This is a genomic window from Achromobacter mucicolens, from assembly GCF_029866465.1.
GTDB classification, from domain to species: Bacteria; Pseudomonadota; Gammaproteobacteria; order Burkholderiales; family Burkholderiaceae_B; genus Achromobacter; species Achromobacter mucicolens.
In genome coordinates this window covers 1,291,523-1,313,418 of record NZ_CP123364.1, presented here as the reverse complement: position 1 = coordinate 1,313,418, position 21,896 = coordinate 1,291,523, and the positions used below count along the sequence as shown (strand labels likewise).

The following is a 21,896-nucleotide window of genomic DNA, read 5'->3' as shown; positions in this document are numbered from 1 at the left end:
GCCTTGCCGGTTGCCCGGCGGCGACGCGCGATTCGTGATTTATTGCATGTACATCCCGCCGTTGACGTGCAGGGTGGTGCCGGTAATGTAACCCGCCTGAGGCCCGGACAAAAAGGCCACGGCATGCGCAATGTCAGTCGGAGAGCCCAGACGGCCCAGCGGAATCTGCTGCAGCAGCGCCGCGGTCTGGTTTTCGCCCAGCGCACGCGTCATGTCGGTATCGATGAAGCCAGGGGCCACGCAGTTCACGGTGATGTTGCGGCTGCCCAGTTCACGCGCCAGCGCACGGGACATGCCTGCCACGCCGGCCTTCGCGGCGGCGTAGTTGGCTTGGCCCGCGTTGCCGCTGGAACCCACCACGGAAGTCACATTGATGATGCGTCCCCAACGAGCCTTCATCATGCTGCGCAGCACGGCGCGCGACAGGCGGAAGACCGACGCGAGGTTGGTGTCGATGACCGCCGACCAGTCGTCGTCCTTCATGCGCATCGCCAGCGTATCACGGGTGATGCCGGCGTTATTGACGAGGATGTGCGGACCGCCGCCTTCCTTACCCAACGCGTCGATCAACGCGTCGCAAGCGGCAGCGTCGGTCACGTCGAGCACCACGCCGCGGCCGCCAAACGGCGCCAGCGCTTCGGTGATGCCCGCCGCGCCCGATTCGGACGTGGCAGTGCCGACGACGGTTGCGCCGCGTGCGGCCAGTTCCAGGGCGATCGCCCGGCCAATGCCGCGCGTGGCGCCCGTGACGAGCGCGATCTTGCCCTGCAGTTCGGTCGAGGTGTTGTCCATTGATCAGTTTCCGTTGACGGCAGCCAAAGCCGCTTCCAGCGAAGCGGGATCGGTGATGGCCAGGCCGGTGAGTTCGGGGTCGATGCGTTTGGTCAGGCCGGCGAGCACCTTGCCGGGACCACACTCGATGACGTGCGTGACGCCTTGCGCCTTCATGGCGCGCAGGGTTTCGACCCAGCGCACAGGATGCCACGCCTGGCGCACCAGCGCATCGCGGATTGCCCCGGGTTCCGTGGGCGAGGCCACATCGACGTTGTTGATGACCTGCACCTGCGGCGCGGACACGGCGGCGCTGGCAAGCGCGCCAGCCAGCACGTCGGCGGCCGGCTTGAGCAGGCTGGAATGGAACGGCGCGGAAACGGGCAGCAGCAAGGCGCGCTTGGCGCCGGCGGCCTTGGCCAGTTCGCAGGCGCGTTCGACGGCGGCCTTGTGGCCGGCGATCACGACTTGCGCCGGCGCATTGAAGTTGACGGCTTCGACGACTTCGCCTTGCGCGGCTTGCGCACACGCGGCGCGCACGGCATCGTCGTCCAGGCCGAGGATGGCGGCCATGGCGCCGGTGCCGACCGGCACGGCGGCCTGCATGGCATCGGCGCGCACGCGCACCAGGCGCACGGCGTCTTCCAGCGTCAGCGAGCCCGCGGCAGTCAGCGCGGCGTATTCGCCCAGGCTGTGGCCGGCCACGACATCAGGCTTGCGGCCGCCCGCGGCCACCCATGCGTTGTAGAACGCCACGCCAGCGGTCAGCATGGCCGGCTGGGTGTTGGTGGTCAGGTTCAGTTGTTCCGCGGGCCCCTGCGCGATCAGCGCGCCCAGGTCCTGCCCCAGGGCCTCGGAGGCACGCGCCACGGTGTCGGTGACCGCCGCCACGCCGGACCAGGCGTCCAGCATGCCGACAGCTTGCGAACCCTGGCCAGGAAAGACAAAAGCGATTTTCATGATTGAGCGTGTGGATTGATTCAGTGTCTGAGTGGGATGCCAGGCGCGCTCTCAGGCCGCCGGCGGCACACGTGCCGCCGCAGCCCGGGCACGCCCTTACATGCGGGCCAGTACCGAGCCCCAGGTGAATCCGCCGCCGACGCCTTGCATCAGGATGAGCTGGCCCGGCTTGACGCGGCCGTCGCGGCGCGCGGCATCGAGCGCGAGCGGCACGCTGGCCGCGGACGTGTTGGCGTGACTGTCGACGGTGATGACGACCTTCTCGACCGGCACGTCCAGCTTGCGGGCAAGGAAATTCAGGATGCGCACGTTGGCCTGATGCGGGATCAGCCAATCGACGTCGGCAACGGTGACGCCGGCCTCGGCGCAGGTGTCGCGTGCGGAGCGGTCCAGGACGGTGACGGCTTGCTTGAAGACGGCCTGGCCGTCCATGCGCAGGAAAGGATCGCCCGTGACGTCGCCATAGGCCACGTTGCCGGCCGCGCTCAGGATCTTCATCTGGCTGCCGTCGGCATGCAGTTGCGCGGCCATGATGCCGGGCTTGTCGGACGCCTTGAGCACCACGGCGCCTGCGCCGTCGCCGAACAGCACGCAGGTGCTGCGGTCGTTCCAGTCGAGGATGCGCGAGAACACTTCGGCGCCGATCACCAGCGCGCAGCGCGCGCGGCCCGCGCGGATGAAGCTGTCGGCGGTGGTGAGCGCGTAGACGAAGCCGCTGCACACGGCCTGTACGTCGAACGCGGCCGAGCCCTTGGCGCCGAGGTTGGCCTGCACCAGGCAAGCCGTGCTGGGGAACACGAAATCGGGGGTGGACGTGGCCACGATGACGAGGTCGATTTCGGAAGCGTCGACGCCCGCATCGGCCAGCGCGCGGCGCGAGGCCTCGGTGGCCAGCTGGCTGGTGGTCACCCCACGCTCAGCCAGATGGCGCTGACGGATGCCCGTGCGCTCGACAATCCATTCGTCCGAGGTGGCGATGTCGCGCGTCGCCAGTTCCGCAGCCAGTTCGTCATTCGAAACCACGCGTTCCGGCAGGAAGCTGCCGGTGCCCGCGATCACGGAGTATTTCATTGCGGTATCCATCAAGCGGTATCCCCAGCCACGTTGGGCGACGCCGCCGAGGGGCGATCGCCGGATTGAACGCGCTTGGTAATTTGAGCGACCGTCTGCGCGGTGCGCTCCAGCAGTTTACTCACTACGGCTTCGCGGGCGCGTTGCAAGGCAAAACCGAAGGCGTAAACGTCCGCGGAACCGTGGCTCTTGATGACCACGCCGCGCAAGCCCAGCAAGGCTGCGCCGTTGTAGCGGCGGTTGTCCACGCGGTTGCGCAGGCGGTTCAGCACAGGCTTGGCCACCGCGCCGGCGATCAGCGTGATCAGATTGCGCTTGAACTCTTCGCGAATGATGCTGGACAGCATCTTCGCCAGTCCTTCGACGGACTTGAGCACGACGTTGCCGACAAAGCCGTCGCAGACGACGACGTCGACCGTGCCCTTGAAGATGTCATTGCCTTCGACGTTGCCGTAGAAGTTCAGCGGGCTGCCGCGCAGAAGCTCGGCGGCTTCCTTGACGACTTCGTTGCCCTTGATGACTTCTTCGCCAATGTTCAGCAAACCCACGGTGGGGTTGTCGCGATGGTCCACCGCCTGCGACAGCGCGGCGCCCATGATGGCGAATTGCAGCAGGTGCTCGGCCGTGCAGTCCACGTTCGCGCCAAGGTCCAGCACCGTGGTGGCGCGGCCCGTCTGGTTCGGAATGGACGTGGCGATCGCCGGGCGGTCAATGCCGTCCAGCGTCTTGAGCACATAACGGGAAATGGCCATCCAGGCGCCGGTGTTGCCCGCGGAAACGCAGGCGTCCGCCCGCCCATCCTTGACGGACTGGGCAGCGAGGCGCATGGAGGAGTCTTTTTTGCGGCGCAGGGCGACCTCGACCGGGTCGTCCATGGTGACGACTTCGGAAGCCGCCACGATCTCAATGCGATCGCGCGCCACGTTGCGGTGCTCGGCGAGCGCCGCTTCGATGGCGTCGGGAAGCCCGACCAACAATAGCCGGGTGTCCGGAAATTGCCGGGCGAACTCGATCGCAGCCGGAATCGTGACGGGCAGACCGAAGTCTCCGCCCATACAGTCTATGGCGATGCGTATCACGGGTGCCAGGTATCAGCGCTCAGCCGAAATGGTCCGAGTACGAGTTCGGCCCGGGGGCCTTATTCGTCGGCCTTGGTCTTCAGGACCTTGCGGCCACGATAGAAGCCGTTGGGGCTGATGTGGTGACGCAGGTGCGTTTCACCGGTGTTGGGTTCGATGGCGGTCGACGGGGCCACCAGAAAATCGTGCGAACGGTGCATACCGCGCTTGGAGGGGGACTTCTTGTTTTGTTGAACGGCCATGATGACTCCTAGAAACGGGGCGCATTGTACGCGATGCGGCCCGATGTTGATCTCAATCTTTGTGCTTCAGTTGTTCCAGCACCGCAAACGGCGACGGACGCTTGACAGCGGGCTCCTCTTCAGGAGCTTCGCTGGCCTTGGCCTGCGCGCCCGGGCATACATCATGCTTGGGCACATACGGAATGCTCAGAATGAGCTCATCTTCGATCTGGGCCAACAGATCAAAATGATGCGAACCCACCACCTTTTCAGGCAGGTGGGCCACAGAATCCCTTCCTACGCCTTCGTCGCCCTCGTCGTCGTCATCGTCGCCGTGATCGGCAAAGGAATGATCGTCGTCGAGGTCGTCTTCGGATTTGACCAGTTGCAGCACGACTTCGCTGTCCACCGGATAGGCAAACGGCACATTGCACCGCTGGCACATCACCACCGGATTGGCCCGCACATGCAGGCGCAAAATCGGCTGGCCCAACAGCAAGCCGGTCTTGCCTTCTTCGCCTTGCACGGACCAGGTCACAAGCCCGGCTTCGCCCAGCGGTTGCTCGGGCAAGCCGTCAACCACGCGGCCAAGCCGCACCAAGGCGATGGCGCCCTGCGCGCTCTTGCCCAGTCGAGCAAAGGCAAAGGCGTCGATGCGCTTTACACCGGTATCCACGGGCGCGGCTTCCAGTGCTTTGTCGGCTAAGGCTTTGTCGGCCAGAGCTTTGTCCGCCGGTGCTGCATTCACACGAGCACCGGCCGATCCGTCCGCGCGGCGACTCAAGTCGCCAGGCTTTCCCTTCGGTGTCATGTTGATGTTCCTGCAAAAATGCCGCAAAACGTTAGATAATACTGTGACTTACGTATTACCGTCAAATGCCGCATGCCCTCAAAGCCTAGCCTGATCCTCGCGTCCAGCTCGCGATACCGCAAAGAACTGTTGTCGCGCCTGCGCCTGCCCTTCACCGCGATTTCCCCCGATGTAGACGAAACGCCACAATCCGGCGAAACCCCCGAGGCACTGGCGCTGCGCCTGTCCGTTGCCAAGGCAATGGCGGTGGCCACCAGCCACCCGGGCAGCATCGTGATCGGCTCTGACCAGGTGGCGACCGTGGATGGAACCCCAATCGGCAAACCGGGCGACTTCGCGCGGGCACAGGCGCAGTTGCGCGCCCTGTCGGGCCGGATGGTGGAATTTCACAGTGCGCTTGCCGTGACCGATGGCGACCGGGTGGCAAAGGCCGACGTCATTACCCGCTGCCGCTTCCGCCAGTTGTCCGACCATGCCATCGACGCCTATCTGCGGGCCGAGGAACCTTACGATACCGCAGGCAGCGCCAAGGCGGAAAGCCTGGGCATTGCCCTGATGGAAAGCATCCAGAGCGACGATCCCACCGCCATCATAGGCCTGCCGCTGATCGAACTGACGCGCATGCTGGCCACTTTCGGACTGGATCCGCTGGACGCCCCCGGAGCGCCCGCATGACCGGCGCCCTGCACCTGATTCCCGTCAGCCTGGGCGAAGCCCCGCCCGAGCGCTGGCTGCCCGCCGACGTGCGCGCGCTGGCCGGCCGGCTGGACACGTATATCGCCGAGAACGCCAAAACGGCGCGGGCCTTTCTGAAGCTTGTCGGAACCACCCGGCCGCTGCAGGAAATCACCATCCACACCCTGACCGACATGGCTGATGCCGCGCAGATCAAGGCATGGCTCGAGCCGGCCAGGCGGGGCGCGGAAATCGGGCTGGTTTCCGAGGCGGGCTGCCCGGCCGTCGCCGACCCCGGCGCCAAGGTCGTGGACGCGGCCCATCGCCTGGGGATCCCCGTCAAGCCTTGGGTGGGACCCTCTTCCATCCTGCTGGGCCTCATGGCAAGCGGCCTGGACGGGCAGCGCTTCGCCTTTCATGGCTACGCGCCCGTGGACCCCGGCGAACGCGCCAAGCAATTGCGCGCCTGGGAGCAGCACTCTGCCCGCCACAACCAGACGCAGCTCCTGATCGAAACGCCCTACCGCAATGCCGCGATGTTCGCCACGCTGATCGCCACCCTGAAGGGCGACACCAAGCTCTGCGTGGCACGCTCGATGACGACGGCGGACGAATGGGTGGTCACGCACACGGTGGCCGACTGGAAAAAGCTGCCCGCGCCCCAGCTGGACAAGCTGCCCACGCTGTTCCTGTACCTGGCCCGCTGACCATGATCCGCCTTTCCTGCACGCTGCTTGCCGCGGCGCTCCTGGCGGGCTGCGCCGCGCGCGGCCCCGCCGGCCTCGATCTGGACACTTCCATCACCGCCGCCAGCCAGAGCAGCCGGGTGCGGTCCGTGGTCGTGCACTACACCACGGTCGACGATGCCGAGTCGCTGCGCCTGCTGTCCAAAGGCAAAGTCAGCGCCCACTACCTGATCGACCTGGACGGTCGCGCGTACCGGCTGGTCGACGAAAACCGCGCCGCGTGGCACGCCGGGGCCAGCTCCTGGTACGGCAACATCGCGATGAACAGCACGTCCATTGGCATCGAGATCGTCAATCCCGGCTGGACCGAGGGCAGCAACGGCGAGCGCGTCTGGCATCCCTATGACAGCCGCCAGGTCCGGGCGCTGACCATCCTGTTGCGCGACATCGTCCAACGGCACAACATCGCCCCGGAAAACGTGGTGGGCCACAGCGACATCGCGCCGCAACGCAAGGTGGACCCCGGCCCCCTCTTTCCCTGGAAGTCGCTGGCGGATGCGGGGATAGGACGCTGGTACAACGAGGCCGGCGCGGCCGAGCACCTGGCGCGCCTGCAGACTCAAGGCGTTCCGGATATCGCGTGGTTTCAGAAGCAGCTTCAGCGGCTAGGCTACGCCTGCCCCCAGGACGGCGTGCTGGACCGCGCAACGATCAACACGTTGGCCGCCTTCCAGATGCACTATCGCCCTGCCCTGCACGACGGCCAGCCCGACGCAGAAACCGCGGCCATCATGCTGGCCATCCTGTAGCCTCGCTGCCGCCCTATGCCCGCCGCCGCCACCAGGTGGCGAGGCGCCACCCCAGCAGCACCGCCAACACGGCGGCGTAGATTGCCGGCTCTGTCAGGTCATTCTTGCCGGCCTTATGCCACCAGTAGTGCAAGATGGCTAGCAGGCCAATCGCGTAGATGGCCCGATGCAGCGTCTGCCAGTGTTTTCCCAGCCGGCGCATCGCCCACTGCGTCGACGTTGCAGCCAGGGCCGCCATCAACACGAAGGCCGAAAATCCCACCATGATGAAGGGACGTTCGGCGATGTCACGCACCATTGCGGCCGGATCGAAACCACGATCCCACCACACCCAGGCCATGAAATGGAGCGCGGCGTAGAAGAATGCAAACAGCCCGCACATGCGCCGCACGCGCACCAGCGCGGGCTGGCCCGTCAATCGCCGCAGCGGCGTGATCGCCAGCGTGACCAGCAGGCAGACCAGCGCCCAGGTCCCCGAGGATCGGGTCAGAAATTCCACGGGATTGGCAGTGAGCCCATTGTTCACGCCCAGCCATATCCAGCGCGCGAAGGGCGCGATGCCCAGCAGAAACAGCAGCGGCTTGAAGCGCCCGACGGTGCGGGCCGATAGCTGCGCCTTCGGGTAAGCCGCAGCCGAGGCCGCGCGGGGCGTCACAGACATGGAGGCGCCCTCAGTAATTGGCCTTCAGGTCCATGCCCTGATAGAGCGATGCCACCTGGTCGCCATAGCCGTTGAACATCAAGGTCTTGCGCTTGGGACTGAACAGGCCGTCCTCGCCGATGCGCCGCTCGGTGGCCTGGCTCCAGCGAGGATGCGCGACGTTGGGGTTCACATTGGCGTAGAAGCCGTATTCCTGGGGCGCGGACTTCACCCACGAGGTCACCGGCGGCTTTTCCACCAGCCGGATCTTCACGAGCGACTTGCCGGACTTGAAACCGTATTTCCAGGGCACGGCCAACCGCAGCGGCGCACCATTCTGGTTGGGCAGCACGCGCCCATAGACCCCGAAGACCAGCATCGCCAGCGGGTGCATGGCCTCATCGAGGCGCAGTCCCTCCACGTAGGGCCAGTCCAGGATGGCCGTACGCACGCCGGGCATGTTTTCCCGCTGCACGGCAGTGACGAACTCGACATACTTGGCGTTGCCGGTCGGCTCCACCTGCTTGAGCACTTCGGACAGGGAATAACCCACCCACGGAATGACCATCGACCAGCCTTCGACGCAGCGCAGGCGATACACGCGATCTTCCATTGGCGCGAGCTTGAGCAGATCTTCGATGGTGAAGGTGCGGGGCTTGCTGACCTCGCCCTCGACGCTGACGGTCCACGGCTGCGTCTGCAACTTGCCGGCATTTTTGGCCGGATCACCCTTATCTACGCCGAACTCGTAGTAATTGTTGTAGGACGTGACATCCGACAGCGACGTCTGCTTGTCCATGACGCTGAACGCGGGACTGGGCTTGCCGGGCAGCGCACCGGCCTCCTGGGCACGCGCGGCGCGCGTTGCCCAGCCGGATAACCCTACAGCCGCTGCGGCGGCGCCGGCCCGCAGCATCAGGTCGCGGCGGGATCGCCACACCGCCTCGGAGGTGATCTCGGAAGGGAGAACGTCGTCGGGTTTGCGTATCAGCATCGTAATCTCCGGTATGGCAGCGCGCCTTGCGCGCGCCCCGCATCAATCATGGACGATGGACGGGACCAAGTTATTCCACGGCGCCGGCCTGCAACATGAAACACCCACGCAATGCACGCGGCGAACCTTCCAGATAGACTTGCCTGCCGGGCGGACGTTCCTGCCGCCCCTTGCCTGCAACCGGCTAGCCGCGTGCGACAACTCGCGGCATCAGCCACTCACGCATCAGCGGAACCGAGTCGAGCACGGCTTGGGGGGCACACCCCTGAAGCTCTTTCAAGGTATGCGCGCCATAGGTAACGCCCAGCCCGTGCACGCCGGCATTGCAGGCCATCTGCAAATCGTGCGAGGTATCGCCAACCATGATGACCCCCGACGGATCCACGTCCAGCTCCTGCATCAATTCGTGCAACATGGCCGGATGCGGCTTGCTGAAGGTCTCGTCGGCGGTGCGGGTGGCGTCAAAAAGGGGGCCCAGGCCGGTGGCGGCCAGCGCGCGCGTGAGACCGACGCGGCTTTTGCCCGTCGCGACCGCCAGCCGCACGTTCTGGTTGGCCAGGTCGGTCAGCAACTCGTTGATGCCCTCGAACAGGCGCAATTCGGGATCGCGCAGCAGGTAGTGGGTGCGATAACGCTCAAGAAAGCGCGGCAACATGGCCTGCGTCAATTCGGGGACAGCACGTCGCAATGCGCTTTCGAGGGAAAGGCCGATGACCCAGCTGGCCTCGGAGGCGGACGGCACCGCCAGCTCAAGGTCGCGGCACGCGCCCTGGATGGCGGCCACGATGCTGTGCGTGGAATCCATCAGGGTGCCATCCCAGTCAAAAACGACCAGCGAATACGACATATCAGGCAGACTCCAGTGATTTCAGTATGTTCCGGCAAGCAGGCGGCAGCTCGGCGGTCAGTGTCATGACCTCGCCCGTCAGGGGGTGAGGAAGGGTGAGGCTGTGGGCGTGCAGGAACATGCGGTTGAAGCCTTGGCGCGCAAATTGCGCCCGCACGTCGTCACTGCCGTATTTGTCGTCGCCGACGATGGGAAAGCCGCTTGCGGCCAGATGCACGCGGATCTGGTGCGTGCGCCCGGTGCGCAGCTCGGCGTCGACCAGACTGTAACCGCCAAAACGTTGCTTGAGCGTGACGATGGTGTGCGCCGCCTGCCCGTCCGGGTCCACCTTGACGCGGCGCTCGCCCGACTGCGTGGTCCATTTGGACAAGGACAGCTTGATGTGCTGGCGATCGTTCACCCAGTCGCCCTCGACCAGCGCGAAGTAATGCTTGTCGCTCCGGCCCTCGCGCAGCATGGCGTGCAGGGCCAACAGCGCGCTGCGCTTCTTGGCGACCATCAGCAGCCCGGAGGTCTCGCGGTCCAGCCGGTGCACCAATTCCAGGAACTTTGCCTGGGGACGGGCCGCGCGCAATTGCTCGATCACGCCGAACGACACGCCGCTGCCCCCGTGGACCGCCACGCCGGCGGGCTTGTCCACCACCAGCATCGCATCGTCTTCAAACACGATGGGGAATTCGGCCGCGGGCACGGGCCGGGGCTTGCCGGGGTCGGGCAGGCGCAAGGGCGGAATGCGGACCACATCGCCCTCTTGCACCCGGTAATCGACCTGGATGCGTCCCTTGTTGACGCGCACTTCGCCGCCCCGGATGGCCTTGTAGATATGCGTCTTGGGCACCCCCTTGCACAGCCGCATGAGGAAGTTGTCCAGGCGCTGGCCGGCGTGCTCGGCGCCCACTTCGACCATGCGGACGACGGGGGCTGCTTTAGAGGCGGATACAGGGGAGGAAGTTTCTTTGCGCATTGCGGAAAGCGACATATAATCGGGACAGCCTAAAGGGGCTGAACAAGCCGCCTGGCGTAGAGATGCAACCAACACGCAACTCCGTCGAGCGCGCGGGCCGCCATTGTACTGCCTGCTCATTCAACCCCTGGGTCTCTTGGTCGCCGGCGCAACCGAGCCCTGTGGAATAGTGGTGTGGCATTCATCTTGCCCGCTTTTCCGGCAGGTCCGTTGCATGCCGCAAGCGGCTCTGAAGCACTGCAAGAATCGTCGCATATTTAAAGCACCAGCTGCGTGTAGGCAACCAATCCGACCGCAGCTGCCGTTCCCCAGCACAACTCCGTCAAACCACATTCAGTGAAGCTGACCCTCCTGCTGAAAGAACCCCGTGCCCCACGGCACGACGTGCCCGCCTGACCCGCGGCGGATACGCCTGGGCGCCGCCCAGGTACGGTCCGCATCTTCTTGCCCGCTTCAGCCGCAGCCCGAGTGGCCCGAGGTCACGCGCCGATATCGGCGCGTCATGACAACGGAGAAACCCTCTCATGAAGCGCATGCTGTTTAATGCGACGCATCAGGAAGAATTACGCGTCGCTATCGTCGATGGGCAAAAACTCATCGACCTTGACATCGAGACTGCCGGCCGCGAACAGCGCAAAGGCAACATCTACAAAGGTGTCATTACCCGGATCGAACCCGGCCTCGAAGCTTGCTTCGTCAACTACGGCGAGGATCGCCACGGCTTTCTGCCCTTCAAGGAAGTCGCCCGCAGCTTCTTCAAGGAAGGCGTCGATGTCCGCACCGCCCGTATCCAGGACGCCCTGCGCGAAGGCCAGGAACTGATCGTCCAGGTCGAAAAGGAAGAACGCGGCAACAAGGGCGCTGCCCTGACCACGTTCATCTCGCTGGCCGGCCGCTACCTGGTCCTGATGCCCAACAACCCCCGCGGCGGTGGTGTTTCGCGCCGCGTCGAGGGCGAGGACCGCCAGGAACTGCGCGACACGATGGAGCAGCTTGACCTGCCCCAGGGCATGAGCATCATCGCCCGCACCGCAGGCATCGGCCGCAACGTCGAAGAGCTGCAATGGGACCTGTCCTATCTGCTGCAACTCTGGACCGCCATCGACGGCGCCGCGCGCGACAACTCCGCGCCCATCCTGATCTACCTCGAATCCAGCCTGGTCATCCGCGCGATCCGCGATTACTTCTCGCCGGAAATCGGCGAGATCCTGATCGATACCGACGAGATCGCCGACCAGGCCACCGCCTTCATGAGCGTGGTGATGCCGGACAACGTCCAGCGCGTCAAACGCTACCGTGACGACATCCCCCTCTTCTCGCGCTTCCAGATCGAACACCAGATCGAGACGGCCTACTCGCGCACCGTGCAACTGCCCTCGGGCGGCGCCATCGTCATTGACCACACCGAAGCGCTGGTGTCCGTCGACGTGAACTCGGCCCGCTCGACCCGCGGCGCCGACATCGAGGAAACCGCGCTGCGCACCAACTCGGAAGCGGCAGACGAAGTGGCCCGCCAGTTGCGCCTGCGCGACCTGGGCGGACTGATCGTCATCGACTTCATCGACATGGAAGACAGCAAGAACCAGCGCGCCGTCGAACAGCGCCTGCGTGATGCCCTCCATTTCGACCGTGCCCGCGTCCAGATGGGCAAGATCTCGCGCTTTGGCCTGATGGAACTGTCTCGCCAGCGCCTGCGCCCCGCCCTGAACGAAGGCTCGCACATCACCTGCCCGCGCTGCAACGGCACCGGCGTGATCCGCGACGCCGAGTCCAGCGCCCTGCACGTGCTGCGCCTGCTGCAGGAAGAAGCCATGAAGGAGAACACCGCGGCGGTCCACGCCCAGGTGCCCGTCGACGTGGCCACCTACCTGCTGAACGAAAAGCGCGCCGACATCACCAAGATGGAAGCCCGCCTGAAGGTCAACCTGATGCTGATCCCCAACAAGCATCTGGAAACGCCGCACCACCACATCGAGCGCCTGCGCCACGACGACCCCCGCCTGGAAGAAGTGAAGACCAGCTTCGAACTGGTGGAAGCGCCGGCCACGGATGCGCCCTGGCAGCCCCGCGAAAGCGAAATCAAGTCGCGCCCGGAAGCCCTGGTCAAGGGCATCACGCCCTCGCAGCCCGCTCCCGTCTCCACGCCCGCAGCGCCGGCCGCGGCACCTGCCGCGCCCGCAGCAGGCGCCGGTCTGGGCGGTCTGTTCAAGCGGTTGGTCGGCTGGCTGACCGGCGGCTCCGAGCCCGCCAAGCCCGCGCCTGCCGCCGCCGAGGAAACCGCCAAGCGCGCCGCCCCGGCCCGTGGCAAGGGCCGTAACGGCCATGACGGCCAGGACCGCCGCGGTGAACGCCACGGCTCCGACCGCAACCGCAATCGCCGTGGCGAAGGCCGTGGGGAAGGCGCCGAGGCCACCGAAGGCGGCCGTCACCACGTGCGTGGCAATCGCCGCTCGGACGCCGAGCGCGGCGAACGCAACAACCGTGGCGAAGGCCGCGGCGAGCGCGACGCGCCGGCCGCCACCCAGGCAGCCCTGGCGTCCGCCCGTCCTGAACAAACCCCTGAGCTCAATGGCGAGGACACCGGCGCAGGCCGCAACCGCCGTCGTGGCCGTGGCCGCAACCGCCGCGAGGAAGGCCAGGCCGACGCGCCGATGAGCGAACAGGAAAGCATGGTCGCCGCGCTGGCCCAGACGGTCGCCACCGCGCTGCCCGACACCAAGTCGGATGCCAAGCCTGCCGCCGAAGCTGCCATGGACACGGCTGACGCCGACGATCTGTCCGCCGAAGCGATCCCGGGCGTTGAAGGCGCCGAAGGCGCGGCCGATCCGGAGCGCAAGCGCCGCCGCCGCCGCAGCCGCCGCGGCCGCCGCAGCCAGGACGAAGCTGGCGTGGCCGGCAGCGACGAGCAGCAGGAAGACGGCGCCGAAGACGCTGGCGAGCAGCAGGCCGAAGGCATCGACGCCCAAGCCGCCGAGCCGGTTCAAACCGCAGCCGCCGAGGCAGCGCCCGCCGCAGCCCAGCAGGTTCAAGCGCCGGCCCAGCCCGTGCAGACCGCCGCGCAGCCCGAGCAAGCCCCGGCCGAGCCGGTTCAAGCGCCCAAGGCTGAGCCCGTCCAGGCCGCAGCAGAGCCCGCCGTTGAGCGCGCGGCTGAGCCCGCGATCGAGCCCCTGACCCAAGCCGCGGCTGAACCCGTCGCGCAACCGGTCCAGACGGCGCCCGAAGCGACCCCGCCCGTCACCGTGCAACCCGCAAGCGAGGCTTCGGTCCCCGCCGCGCCGGTGCAGGCGCCGGTGGAAGCGCCCGCCGTCGAACCGGTCGTCCCGGCCCCGGCAGCTGCGCCCGCCCCCGCGCCCGTCGCGCCGGCCCCCGCGCCGGTGGCTCCGGCCAGCGCGCAGCAGCCCATCGTGGTGCCCGCCGCTGCCCCCGCCGCCAAGGCGCAGGCCTTGCACGACGTGGTCAACGCCGCTGGCCTGAAGTGGGTGGAAACCGATCCGGAACGCCACGAACAGACGCAGCAACGCATTGCCGCCTCGTATGCGCCGGTCCGCCTGGGCCGCGAGCGCAAGCCCGTGACGCCCGTCTCGAACGAGCCGCTGGTTCAGGTCGAAACGCGCCACTAAGCCGCTAGGCCGCCAGGCCCCCAGGGCCTGGCCCTGAGATGCACAACACCCCGCACACCGGAAACGGTCTGCGGGGTGTTTTTTTACCTTGAGCGGCGTCAGTCGCTTGCCGAATGGCGCGCCTGCGGATCGAGGGCGCGGCCCGCTTCCTCCACAAAGGCTTCCGCCAGGGCCGAATGCGGCATGTGACGGGCCCACAGAATGCCCATCCGGCGCAGTGGCGCTCGGCCGGGCAGCAGCACACGCTTGACGCGGCGGCTGTCGAGCCAATCCGGCGCCCAATCCGGCACCAGCGACACGCCCAGCCCCTCCGAGACCATGCAGGCAATGCCCATCAGGCCGTCGACCTCCAGCCGCTCGCGCGGCGCAATGCCATGCTGGCGCAGGTACTGGTCGGCCAGCCGCCCGCCCCAGACATTGCGGTCGTAGCGGATGAAGGGTTGCGTGCGCATCAACTCGTGCGCGTCGTTGCCCGGCGTGTCGGGCGGGGCAAGCACGACCAGCGGCTCCTCGGTCACCTGCTTCCAGGCGTAGCCCTTGGACAGGTTGAATTGCGGCTTGACGATGAACGCCGCATCCAGGTCTGCATTGATGACGCGGTGGTACAGATGATTGGAAGTGCCGGGTTCCATGAAGACCGCCAGCTTGGGCATGCGCCGGTACAGCCGGGCCAGCACGATGGGCATGATGCCGGTCAAGGCCGACGCCGAGACGCCCAGGCGCAGCTCGCCGAGCGGCGCGTCGTCCGCGGCGCTGGCCCGCAGGTCGCGCACCTCGCGCAGCACGCTGCGGGCGCGCTCGAGCACCTTCAGGCCGGCTTCGGTCGCCTTGACGCTGCGGCCGACACGCTTGATCAGCGTGGCGCCCAGCTCTTCTTCCAGCGTGCGCACGCGCGCCGCGATGGCGGCGGGAGTCAGGTCCAGCCGCCGCGCGGCCTCGGCGAGCGAGCCGCTCTCGATGACCGACACAAAGCTCTGCACATAGCGCGTATCCACGGTCTCCCCCTTTTCTTGACGTGTGGCAAACCACAACAATTTTATGGATTGAAGCCATTAAACAGCAGATGTTCGCAGGACAGATCAATGCCAGAATCGGAAATCGCAGCCGCGCGACCGCGGCGCGCTTTTTCCATCCTTCCAATAACGAGTAGAGACATGACGACCCCTGCCCGCATTCCCGGCGTTTTTTCTCCTGTCCTGACGCCGTTCGACGAGCGCTACCGCCCGGCACTGGGGCGTTACGTGAAGCACTGCCGCTGGCTGCGCGAACAGTCCGTCGGACTGGCCATCTTCGGCACCAACTCCGAGGCCAACTCGCTGTCGCTGGAAGAGAAGCACACGCTGCTGGACGCGCTGCTCGAAGCGGGGGTGGAACCGTCGGCGCTGATGCCGGGCACGGGCGCCTGCGCGCTGCCCGATGCCATTTCGCTGACGCAGCATGCCGTGCGCAGCGGCAGCATGGGTGTGCTGGTCCTGCCGCCCTTTTATTACAAAGGGGTCAGCGACGAAGGCCTTTTCCGCTACTACGCCGAGCTGATCGAGGGAGTGGGCGACGACAAGCTGCGCATGTATCTCTATCACATCCCGCCCGTGAGCCAGGTGCCGCTGAGCCTGGCCCTCATCGAGCGTCTGCTCGATCGCTATCCCGGCATCGTCGCCGGCGTGAAGGACAGCGGCGGCGATTGGGCCAACACTGCCGCGATGATCGAGCGATTTTCGCCCCGCGGATTCCAGGTCTATGCGGGCAGCGAGGCATTCCTGCTGCAGACCCTGCGCGCGGGCGGCGTGGGCTGCATCACGGCCACGGGCAACGTCAACCCGGGTCCGATCGTGGCGCTCCAGCAGCGCTGGCAAGAGGCGGATGCCGACGAGCGTCAGGCGGGCCTGAACGCCACGCGCAACGTGTTCCAGCAGTTTCCGATGATTCCCGCCATGAAGGCGGCCATCGCCTGGAAGTCCGGCGATGCGGCGTGGGCCACGGTAAGGCCGCCGCTGGTGGAACTGAATGCCTCGCAGACAGAGGGGCTGAAGGCTGCGTTGCAGGCCAATGGGTTTGAGATGCCGGGCGCCGCCACGCTGTCCGACGCCTGAGCGTTTCTGCACCACACGCGCAGGGTCAACACGCGGACAATCCCAAACGCGGACGGTCGAATACGCTGACCGTCCGCGGTGCCGCCGTCTTGCGAGGCGGTCAGCTCACCACGCCGATATTCCAGGGCACGAATTCGTGGTCCCCCAGGCCCAGCAACTCGCTCTTGCTGCGGTCGCCGGAGGCCACCCGCAGGATTTCCTCGAAGATCCGCTGCGCCACCTCTTGCAGCGTTGCCGTGCCGTCCAGGATGTCGCCGCAGTTGACGTCCATGTCTTCAGTCAGCCGGTCGAACATCGGCGTATTGGTGGCCAGCTTGATCGAGGGCACCGGTTTGGCGCCGAACATCGAGCCGCGGCCGGTCGTAAAGCAGATGATGTTGGCGCCGCCCGCGATCTGCCCCGTCGCCGACACGGGATCGAACCCCGGCGTGTCCATGAACACCATGCCCGGCTGCCGGACAGGTTCCGCGTAGCGGTAGACCTCCATCAGCGCCGTGGTGCCGCCCTTCATCGACGAGCCCAACGATTTTTCAAAGATGTTGGCCAGGCCGCCCATCTGGTTGCCCGGACTGACCTTGCCGTTGATCTGCACGTCGCGCCCCGGCGAATACTCTTCCTTCCACCAGCGGATGCGCTGGACCAGCTTCTCGCCGACTTCGCGATTGCGCGCCCGTGACGTCAGCGTATGCTCGACGCCATAGATTTCCGGCGTCTCCGAGAGGATGGCAGTGCCGCCATGCCGCACCAGGATATCCATGGCCGCGCCCAGCGCCGGATTGGCGGTGATCGACGAAAAGCCATCCGATCCGCCGCATTGCAGGCCGATCTTCAGGTGCCGCGCCGGCACCGGCTCGCGTCGCACGTCGTTCGCGGCCGGGAGCATCGCCTTCACCGCGGCGACGCCGGCCTCGATCGTTTTTCGGGTGCCGCCCGTCTCCTGCATGATGAAGGTCTGCAGCCGCGCGCCCGCCTCCAGGCCCTGGTCCTTGAGCAACGCATCGAGCTGATTGCGTTCGCACCCCAGGCCCACGATCAGCACGCCCGCAAAATTTGCATGACAGGCGTATCCGCCCATCGTACGCCGCAAGAGATCCATCGGCTCGCCGGACATCTCCATGCCGCAGCCCATGCCGTGACTCAACGCCACCACGCCGTCCACGTTGGGATAGGCGTCCATGACATCCTGTGTGAACGCGGCCGCAATCCGATGCACCACCGTCGCCGAACAGTTCACCGTGGCAAGAATCCCGATGTAGTTGCGTGTGCCCACCTGCCCGTTGGCGCGCACGATGCCCTGGAATTGCGCCTGCTCCGATTCGGGCAGGATTTGCGTCGGGACGTAGTCCCGCGCGTGGGCATAGTCGCGGTCGAATTCCTGGAAATCCATGTTGTGCGAATGCACGTACGTGCCCGCCGGGATGTCGGTGGCGGCAAAGCCGATGCAGACGTTGTATTTCAGGATGGGTTCGCCCGCGCGCAGATCGCGCGCCGCGATCTTGTGGCCGGCGGGCACCTGGCTGCGGCTGACAAGGTTTTCGGAGGGCACGGCAGTGCCGATGCCGATGGGCACGCGCGCCACCACGACGTTGTCTGCGGAATGCAGCCGGATGACGGGGCCGGCGGCGCGTTTTTCGGTGAAGTCGATCATGTCATTGTCTCGGGTGAATGAAAGGGAGCCGCCGGTGAACGGCTCCCGCTGACGCCCGCCCAGGGGCGCCAGCACGTGGTGACCGCGTTATTCCGGCTTGATGCCGATGTCGCGGATCAGCACCGACCAGCGCGGCAGTTCGGCGCCCACGAATTGGCTGAAGGCCGCCGAATCGCTGCCCACCACCGTGAACCCCTGCTCGCTCAGCTTGGCCTGCATGTCCTGTTGCGCCAGCGCGGTGCGGATGGAATTGGACAGCTTCTCGATCACCGGCTTGGGCGTCTTGGCCGGCGCGAACACGCCATACCAGGTCGACACCTCGAAGTCCTTGAAGCCCGATTCGGCCAGCGTGGGAATCTGCGGCGCCTTGGGATCGCGCTTCAGGCTGGTGATCGCCAGCGGACGCACCTTGCCCGAGGCGATGTGCGGCAGCGCCACCGGCAGGTTCGCAAACATGTAGGGCACGTGTCCGCCCAGCACGTCGGCGATCGCCGCCGATTCGCCCTTGTAGGGCACGTGCGTGACCTTGGTGCCGACCCGGTGTGCATACAACTCACCCGCGATGTGTTGCGGGCCGCCCTGGCCGGAGGACGCATAACTGACCGCGCCGTTGCCCGCCTTGCGGATGTGCTCGGTCAGCTCACCGACGCTTTTCACATCGATCATCGCGGGGTTGACCACGAGGATGAGGGGCATCGTCACGATCTGCGATACCGGTTCGAAATCGGTCTCGGGTTTGAACGGCAGCGTGGGGAACAGGGATGGCGCCACGACCATGGTGGATTGCGATCCCAGGAACAGCGAGTAGCCATCGGCGGGCGAGCGGGCCACGTTGTCGGCCGCGATCGTGCCCGTGGCGCCGGCGCGGTTTTCCACCACCACCTGCTGACCCAGGCTGTCGGCCATCTTGGCGCCCACCAGCCGCGCCACGATATCCGCGCCGCCGCCCGGCGCGAAGCCCACGACCATGCGCAGGGGCTTGGCGGGAAATTCGTCGGCCAGCACGGCGCCCGGGGCGGCGGCCAGCGACAGGACAAGACCGGCGGCGCCGGCAATGCGCGCCAAGCGGCGCGCCTTCGTACAGGGGTATTTCATCTGCGTCTCCGTGTGCCGCCTGCCGGGCCCTGCCCCGATCACGCATGCGGCGGCGGATCGAAGCCTCCCACGACGGCTCGTTGTGGTTTTGGGTGTTGCCAGGGCATTCTGGCCATTGCACTCAACACCAACAAGTACGTGAACACACAGTCAAACGATAATTTTTTTGTGGTTTTAGCGGTGGCCCCGGGATGACCGGCGGCCCAGGCGACGCACAAAAAAAACCACCCGTGAACGGGTGGTCTTCAAGATCTGCGCCCGGAACGTTCCGGCAGGCGGGAACGCTCAGGACGTCACGATTCGATCAGAACTGGTACGTGTAGGTGAGTTGCACCACGTCCAGGCCCGGGTTCGGGCGCTTGATGCTGGCATTCGAGAAGTGCGAATAGCGCACGCCGATGCGGTTATTCGGCGTGAGCAGGAAGCCAACGCCGACGTGGTCGCCGAACTGGAAGGCCGTGCTGATATTTTCGTCGGCAAAGCGCGTGCTGGAGAACAGCGTGGCGCCGATACCCGCTTCGATGTAGAAGCGTTCGCCGGTCCACCAGCGGAACATCGGGATGGCGCTGAACTGCCACACATGGCCGGGCGAACGCGAACCGTCAGCCTGCCAGTACGAGGCGCCGAATTCCGGCGTCAGGTCCAGCCGGCCCCAGTTGCCGCCGAATTGATAGGTCCAGAGCGAGGCAGTTTCGTAGTTCAGGGTCAGGCGCTTGTAGTGATCGCCGATGCCGTAGTGCAGGCTGACGCCGCCCTGCGTGCCCTCGGACGACTGGGCGCTGGCAAAGGTGGCAACGCCTGCCAGGGCCAGGCCGGCAAGGCGCGTCAGCATTTTCTTCTTCGTCGACTGCATGGGATTAACTCCATCTATTTCTGGACTAACGGGGAACATTAGCAAAATCCGGACCAACCCGCCTTACGCATGTCGCAATATGGCAACAAACGGACATGAAAAAGACTGTTCCGGACCACGCGTAATTCAAGCTTGCGATTTTGCGCTAGGCCGCCTTAGCAAGTGGCGTGCCCGGGCTTTGACGCTGAGCGCAAAAACAAAAATGCCGCCCGAAGCACGAAGCTGCTGGCGGCATTTTCCGAAGCCGGCGGCCGTCATGCGGCAGCCCGGCGCCGGCAGCATTGTCAGGCAGTCACCACGTCGGCCGGCTGATTGGTCAGCAGCGCCAGCAGGCGGGCGATTTCTTCGCGAAGCTGGCGGCGATCCACGACCATGTCGATGGCGCCCTTTTGCAGCAGGAATTCCGCGCGCTGGAAGCCTTCCGGCAGCTTTTCCCGCACGGTCTGTTCGATCACGCGCGGGCCGGCAAAGCCGATCAGGGCCTTGGGTTCGGCAATGACGACGTCACCCATGAACGCAAAGCTGGCCGACACACCGCCCATCGTGGGATCGGTCAGGACGCTGATGAACGGCAGGCCGGCGGCCGACAGACGGGTCAGCATGGCGTTCGTCTTGGCCATCTGCATGAGCGACAGCAGGCTTTCCTGCATGCGCGCGCCACCCGAAGCGGCCACGCAGATGAACGGCGTCTTGTTGTCCAGGGCTGCCTGCGCGCCGCGCGCAAAGCGCTCGCCCACCACCGAGCCCATCGAGCCGCCCATGAATTCGAATTCAAAGCAGGCCAGCGTGGCAGGCACGCCGCGGATCGAGCCGCTCATGACCACCAGCGCGTCGGATTCGCCCGTGGCCTTGACGGCCTCTTGCAGGCGCTCGGGATACTTGCGCGTGTCCTTGAACTTCAGGGTGTCGACCGAACGCGTGGTCTGGCCGATTTCGACGCGGCCTTCCATGTCGAGCAGCGAATCGATCCGGGCGCGAGCCCCGATCCGCATGTGGTGGTCGCACTTGGGGCAGACGTGAAGGTTGGCTGCCAGGTCTTCGCTATACAGCACCGATTCGCACGACGGGCATTTCACCCAAAGGCCTTCGGGAACGCGGCGGGCGCCGCTGTCGCTGGTTTTGTTGATGCGAGGCGGCAGGAGTTTATCGATCCAGCTCATTGAGTATTCATCCCGTTTGAGATCGCGACCCGGCCGCTCAGGCCGACGCGTTCTCTCGTTTTACTTGATCCAGCGCCTGCCGGATGGTGCGCAGCCAGCCGCTGGCGGCGGCGACTGCGGCGTCGGTTTGCTGGGCAGCCGGCGCGTTGGCGACCGCCTGCTCCATGGTTTCAATCAGTTTGCTGCCAATGACCACGGCATCGGCCGACCGGGCCACGCGCTGGGCGCTTTCGGCATCGCGGATGCCGAATCCCACGCCGACCGGAATGTCGCGCACGTGGCGGCGAATCAGGGCCACGCGGTCGGCGACGTCGTCGGTGTTCAGCGAACCCGCGCCCGTCACACCCTTGAGCGACACGTAATACACGTAGCCGCGCGCCACCGTGGCGACGGCCTTGATGCGTTCTTCGGTGGACGTGGGTGCCAAAAGGAAGATGGGCGCAATGCCGTGCTCACCCAGGGTGGCGGCGAACTCGATGACTTCCTCGGGCGGATAGTCCACGACCAGCACGCCGTCCACGCCGGCCTGCGCGGCGCGGCTGGCGAATTCTGCCTGCCCCATGCGTTCGATGGGATTGGCGTAGCCCATCAGCACCACCGGCGTCGCGGTGTCGCGCTGGCGGAAATCTGCCACCAGTTCGAGCACGCGGGCCAGGCCCACGCCCTGCGCGATGGCGCGGTCGGCGGCGCGTTGGATGACGGGGCCATCGGCCATGGGATCCGAGAACGGCACGCCCAGTTCGATGACGTCGGCGCCGGCATCCACCAGCGCGTGCATCAGCGGCACGGTGGCGCCGGGGGAAGGATCGCCGGCGGCGATGTAGGGAATCAGGGCCGCGGCGCGGCCGGACTCTGCGGTGCGCGCGAAAGCCGCGGCAATGCGATCAGTGCGGGTTGTCATG

21 protein-coding genes are annotated in these 21,896 nt (G+C 66.1%); 5 read left to right on the top strand and 16 right to left on the bottom strand.

Annotation, left to right across the window (positions count from 1 at the left end; genetic code table 11):
* Window positions 1–39: 39 nt before the first annotated feature.
* The 6 genes from fabG to QEP15_RS05910 form a co-directional block, all read right to left on the bottom strand.
* Window positions 40–792, bottom strand: coding sequence for a 3-oxoacyl-ACP reductase FabG (fabG, locus tag QEP15_RS05935; protein WP_056321905.1), 753 nt, complete (start codon window positions 790–792; stop codon window positions 40–42).
* Between the two features lie 3 nt (window positions 793–795).
* Complete coding sequence (gene fabD / locus QEP15_RS05930) at window positions 796–1,731, bottom strand: ACP S-malonyltransferase (protein WP_056321901.1); 936 nt, start codon at window positions 1,729–1,731, stop codon at window positions 796–798.
* Window positions 1,732–1,827: 96 nt separating this feature from the next.
* Window positions 1,828–2,814, bottom strand: coding sequence for a beta-ketoacyl-ACP synthase III (locus QEP15_RS05925; protein ID WP_056321898.1), 987 nt, complete (start codon window positions 2,812–2,814; stop codon window positions 1,828–1,830).
* On the bottom strand, window positions 2,814–3,881 hold the full coding sequence (gene plsX / locus QEP15_RS05920; protein ID WP_056321895.1) for a phosphate acyltransferase PlsX: 1,068 nt from the start codon (window positions 3,879–3,881) through the stop codon (window positions 2,814–2,816). The genes QEP15_RS05925 and plsX overlap by 1 nt, the downstream gene beginning before the upstream one ends.
* A 59-nt stretch (window positions 3,882–3,940) precedes the next feature.
* Window positions 3,941–4,123, bottom strand: a complete 183-nt coding sequence (rpmF, locus tag QEP15_RS05915) for a 50S ribosomal protein L32 (protein ID WP_006218037.1) — start codon at window positions 4,121–4,123, stop codon at window positions 3,941–3,943.
* 52 nt (window positions 4,124–4,175) lie between these two features.
* On the bottom strand, window positions 4,176–4,913 hold the full coding sequence (locus QEP15_RS05910) for a YceD family protein (protein ID WP_217617728.1): 738 nt from the start codon (window positions 4,911–4,913) through the stop codon (window positions 4,176–4,178).
* A gap of 72 nt (window positions 4,914–4,985) precedes the next feature.
* On the opposite strand from QEP15_RS05910, the gene QEP15_RS05905 reads away from it, so the two are divergent.
* Genes QEP15_RS05905 through QEP15_RS05895 form a run of 3 tightly spaced genes read left to right on the top strand, consistent with a single transcriptional unit; the run spans window position 4,986 to window position 7,083 of the window.
* The gene (locus tag QEP15_RS05905; protein WP_152383698.1) at window positions 4,986–5,588 is read left to right on the top strand and encodes a Maf-like protein; all 603 of its coding nucleotides are present in this window, start codon (window positions 4,986–4,988) and stop codon (window positions 5,586–5,588) included.
* A complete protein-coding gene (locus QEP15_RS05900) occupies window positions 5,585–6,295 on the top strand; it encodes an SAM-dependent methyltransferase (RefSeq protein ID WP_152383697.1) in 711 nt (236 codons plus the stop codon). The genes QEP15_RS05905 and QEP15_RS05900 overlap by 4 nt, the downstream gene beginning before the upstream one ends.
* Before the next feature lie 2 nt (window positions 6,296–6,297).
* Window positions 6,298–7,083, top strand: coding sequence for an N-acetylmuramoyl-L-alanine amidase (locus QEP15_RS05895; RefSeq protein ID WP_152383696.1), 786 nt, complete (start codon window positions 6,298–6,300; stop codon window positions 7,081–7,083).
* A 13-nt stretch (window positions 7,084–7,096) separates the two neighbouring features.
* Here the strand turns inward: QEP15_RS05895 and msrQ are convergent, their stop codons facing one another.
* From msrQ to QEP15_RS05875, 4 genes are all read right to left on the bottom strand, one after another.
* Complete coding sequence (gene msrQ / locus QEP15_RS05890) at window positions 7,097–7,744, bottom strand: protein-methionine-sulfoxide reductase heme-binding subunit MsrQ (protein ID WP_217617729.1); 648 nt, start codon at window positions 7,742–7,744, stop codon at window positions 7,097–7,099.
* A 10-nt stretch (window positions 7,745–7,754) separates the two neighbouring features.
* Window positions 7,755–8,717, bottom strand: coding sequence for a protein-methionine-sulfoxide reductase catalytic subunit MsrP (gene msrP, locus QEP15_RS05885; RefSeq protein ID WP_217617730.1), 963 nt, complete (start codon window positions 8,715–8,717; stop codon window positions 7,755–7,757).
* Window positions 8,718–8,901: 184 nt separating this feature from the next.
* Window positions 8,902–9,564 carry an HAD family hydrolase gene (locus tag QEP15_RS05880; RefSeq protein WP_142050309.1) on the bottom strand — a complete coding sequence of 221 codons (663 nt, stop codon included), beginning with the start codon at window positions 9,562–9,564 and terminating at the stop codon, window positions 8,902–8,904.
* A gap of 1 nt (window position 9,565) precedes the next feature.
* On the bottom strand, window positions 9,566–10,528 hold the full coding sequence (locus QEP15_RS05875) for an RluA family pseudouridine synthase (RefSeq protein ID WP_371825564.1): 963 nt from the start codon (window positions 10,526–10,528) through the stop codon (window positions 9,566–9,568).
* Window positions 10,529–11,052: 524 nt separating this feature from the next.
* Between QEP15_RS05875 and QEP15_RS05870 the strand changes: the two genes are divergently transcribed.
* Window positions 11,053–14,148: an Rne/Rng family ribonuclease gene (locus tag QEP15_RS05870; RefSeq protein ID WP_280148556.1), complete on the top strand. Its 3,096-nt coding sequence runs from the start codon at window positions 11,053–11,055 to the stop codon at window positions 14,146–14,148.
* Between the two features lie 98 nt (window positions 14,149–14,246).
* On the opposite strand, the gene QEP15_RS05865 is transcribed toward QEP15_RS05870, so the two are convergent.
* Window positions 14,247–15,143 (bottom strand): LysR family transcriptional regulator, encoded by an 897-nt coding sequence (locus QEP15_RS05865; protein WP_056322728.1) that lies wholly within the window; start codon window positions 15,141–15,143, stop codon window positions 14,247–14,249.
* Between the two features lie 159 nt (window positions 15,144–15,302).
* On the opposite strand from QEP15_RS05865, the gene QEP15_RS05860 reads away from it, so the two are divergent.
* Entirely contained in the window at window positions 15,303–16,238 is a 936-nt protein-coding gene (locus QEP15_RS05860; RefSeq protein WP_152383692.1) for a dihydrodipicolinate synthase family protein, read from the top strand.
* 100 nt (window positions 16,239–16,338) lie between these two features.
* Here QEP15_RS05860 and QEP15_RS05855 read toward each other — a convergent pair whose 3' ends face one another.
* From QEP15_RS05855 to trpA, 5 genes are all read right to left on the bottom strand, one after another.
* Window positions 16,339–17,886 carry a UxaA family hydrolase gene (locus QEP15_RS05855; RefSeq protein WP_056321871.1) on the bottom strand — a complete coding sequence of 516 codons (1,548 nt, stop codon included), beginning with the start codon at window positions 17,884–17,886 and terminating at the stop codon, window positions 16,339–16,341.
* A gap of 87 nt (window positions 17,887–17,973) precedes the next feature.
* Window positions 17,974–18,981: a Bug family tripartite tricarboxylate transporter substrate binding protein gene (locus QEP15_RS05850; RefSeq protein ID WP_280148555.1), complete on the bottom strand. Its 1,008-nt coding sequence runs from the start codon at window positions 18,979–18,981 to the stop codon at window positions 17,974–17,976.
* Window positions 18,982–19,285: 304 nt separating this feature from the next.
* The gene (locus QEP15_RS05845; RefSeq protein WP_056321866.1) at window positions 19,286–19,834 is read right to left on the bottom strand and encodes an acyloxyacyl hydrolase; all 549 of its coding nucleotides are present in this window, start codon (window positions 19,832–19,834) and stop codon (window positions 19,286–19,288) included.
* A 284-nt stretch (window positions 19,835–20,118) separates the two neighbouring features.
* Window positions 20,119–20,994, bottom strand: a complete 876-nt coding sequence (accD, locus tag QEP15_RS05840) for an acetyl-CoA carboxylase, carboxyltransferase subunit beta (RefSeq protein WP_056321862.1) — start codon at window positions 20,992–20,994, stop codon at window positions 20,119–20,121.
* 37 nt (window positions 20,995–21,031) lie between these two features.
* Window positions 21,032–21,895 (bottom strand): tryptophan synthase subunit alpha, encoded by an 864-nt coding sequence (gene trpA, locus QEP15_RS05835; protein WP_056321859.1) that lies wholly within the window; start codon window positions 21,893–21,895, stop codon window positions 21,032–21,034.
* Window position 21,896 lies beyond the last annotated feature (1 nt).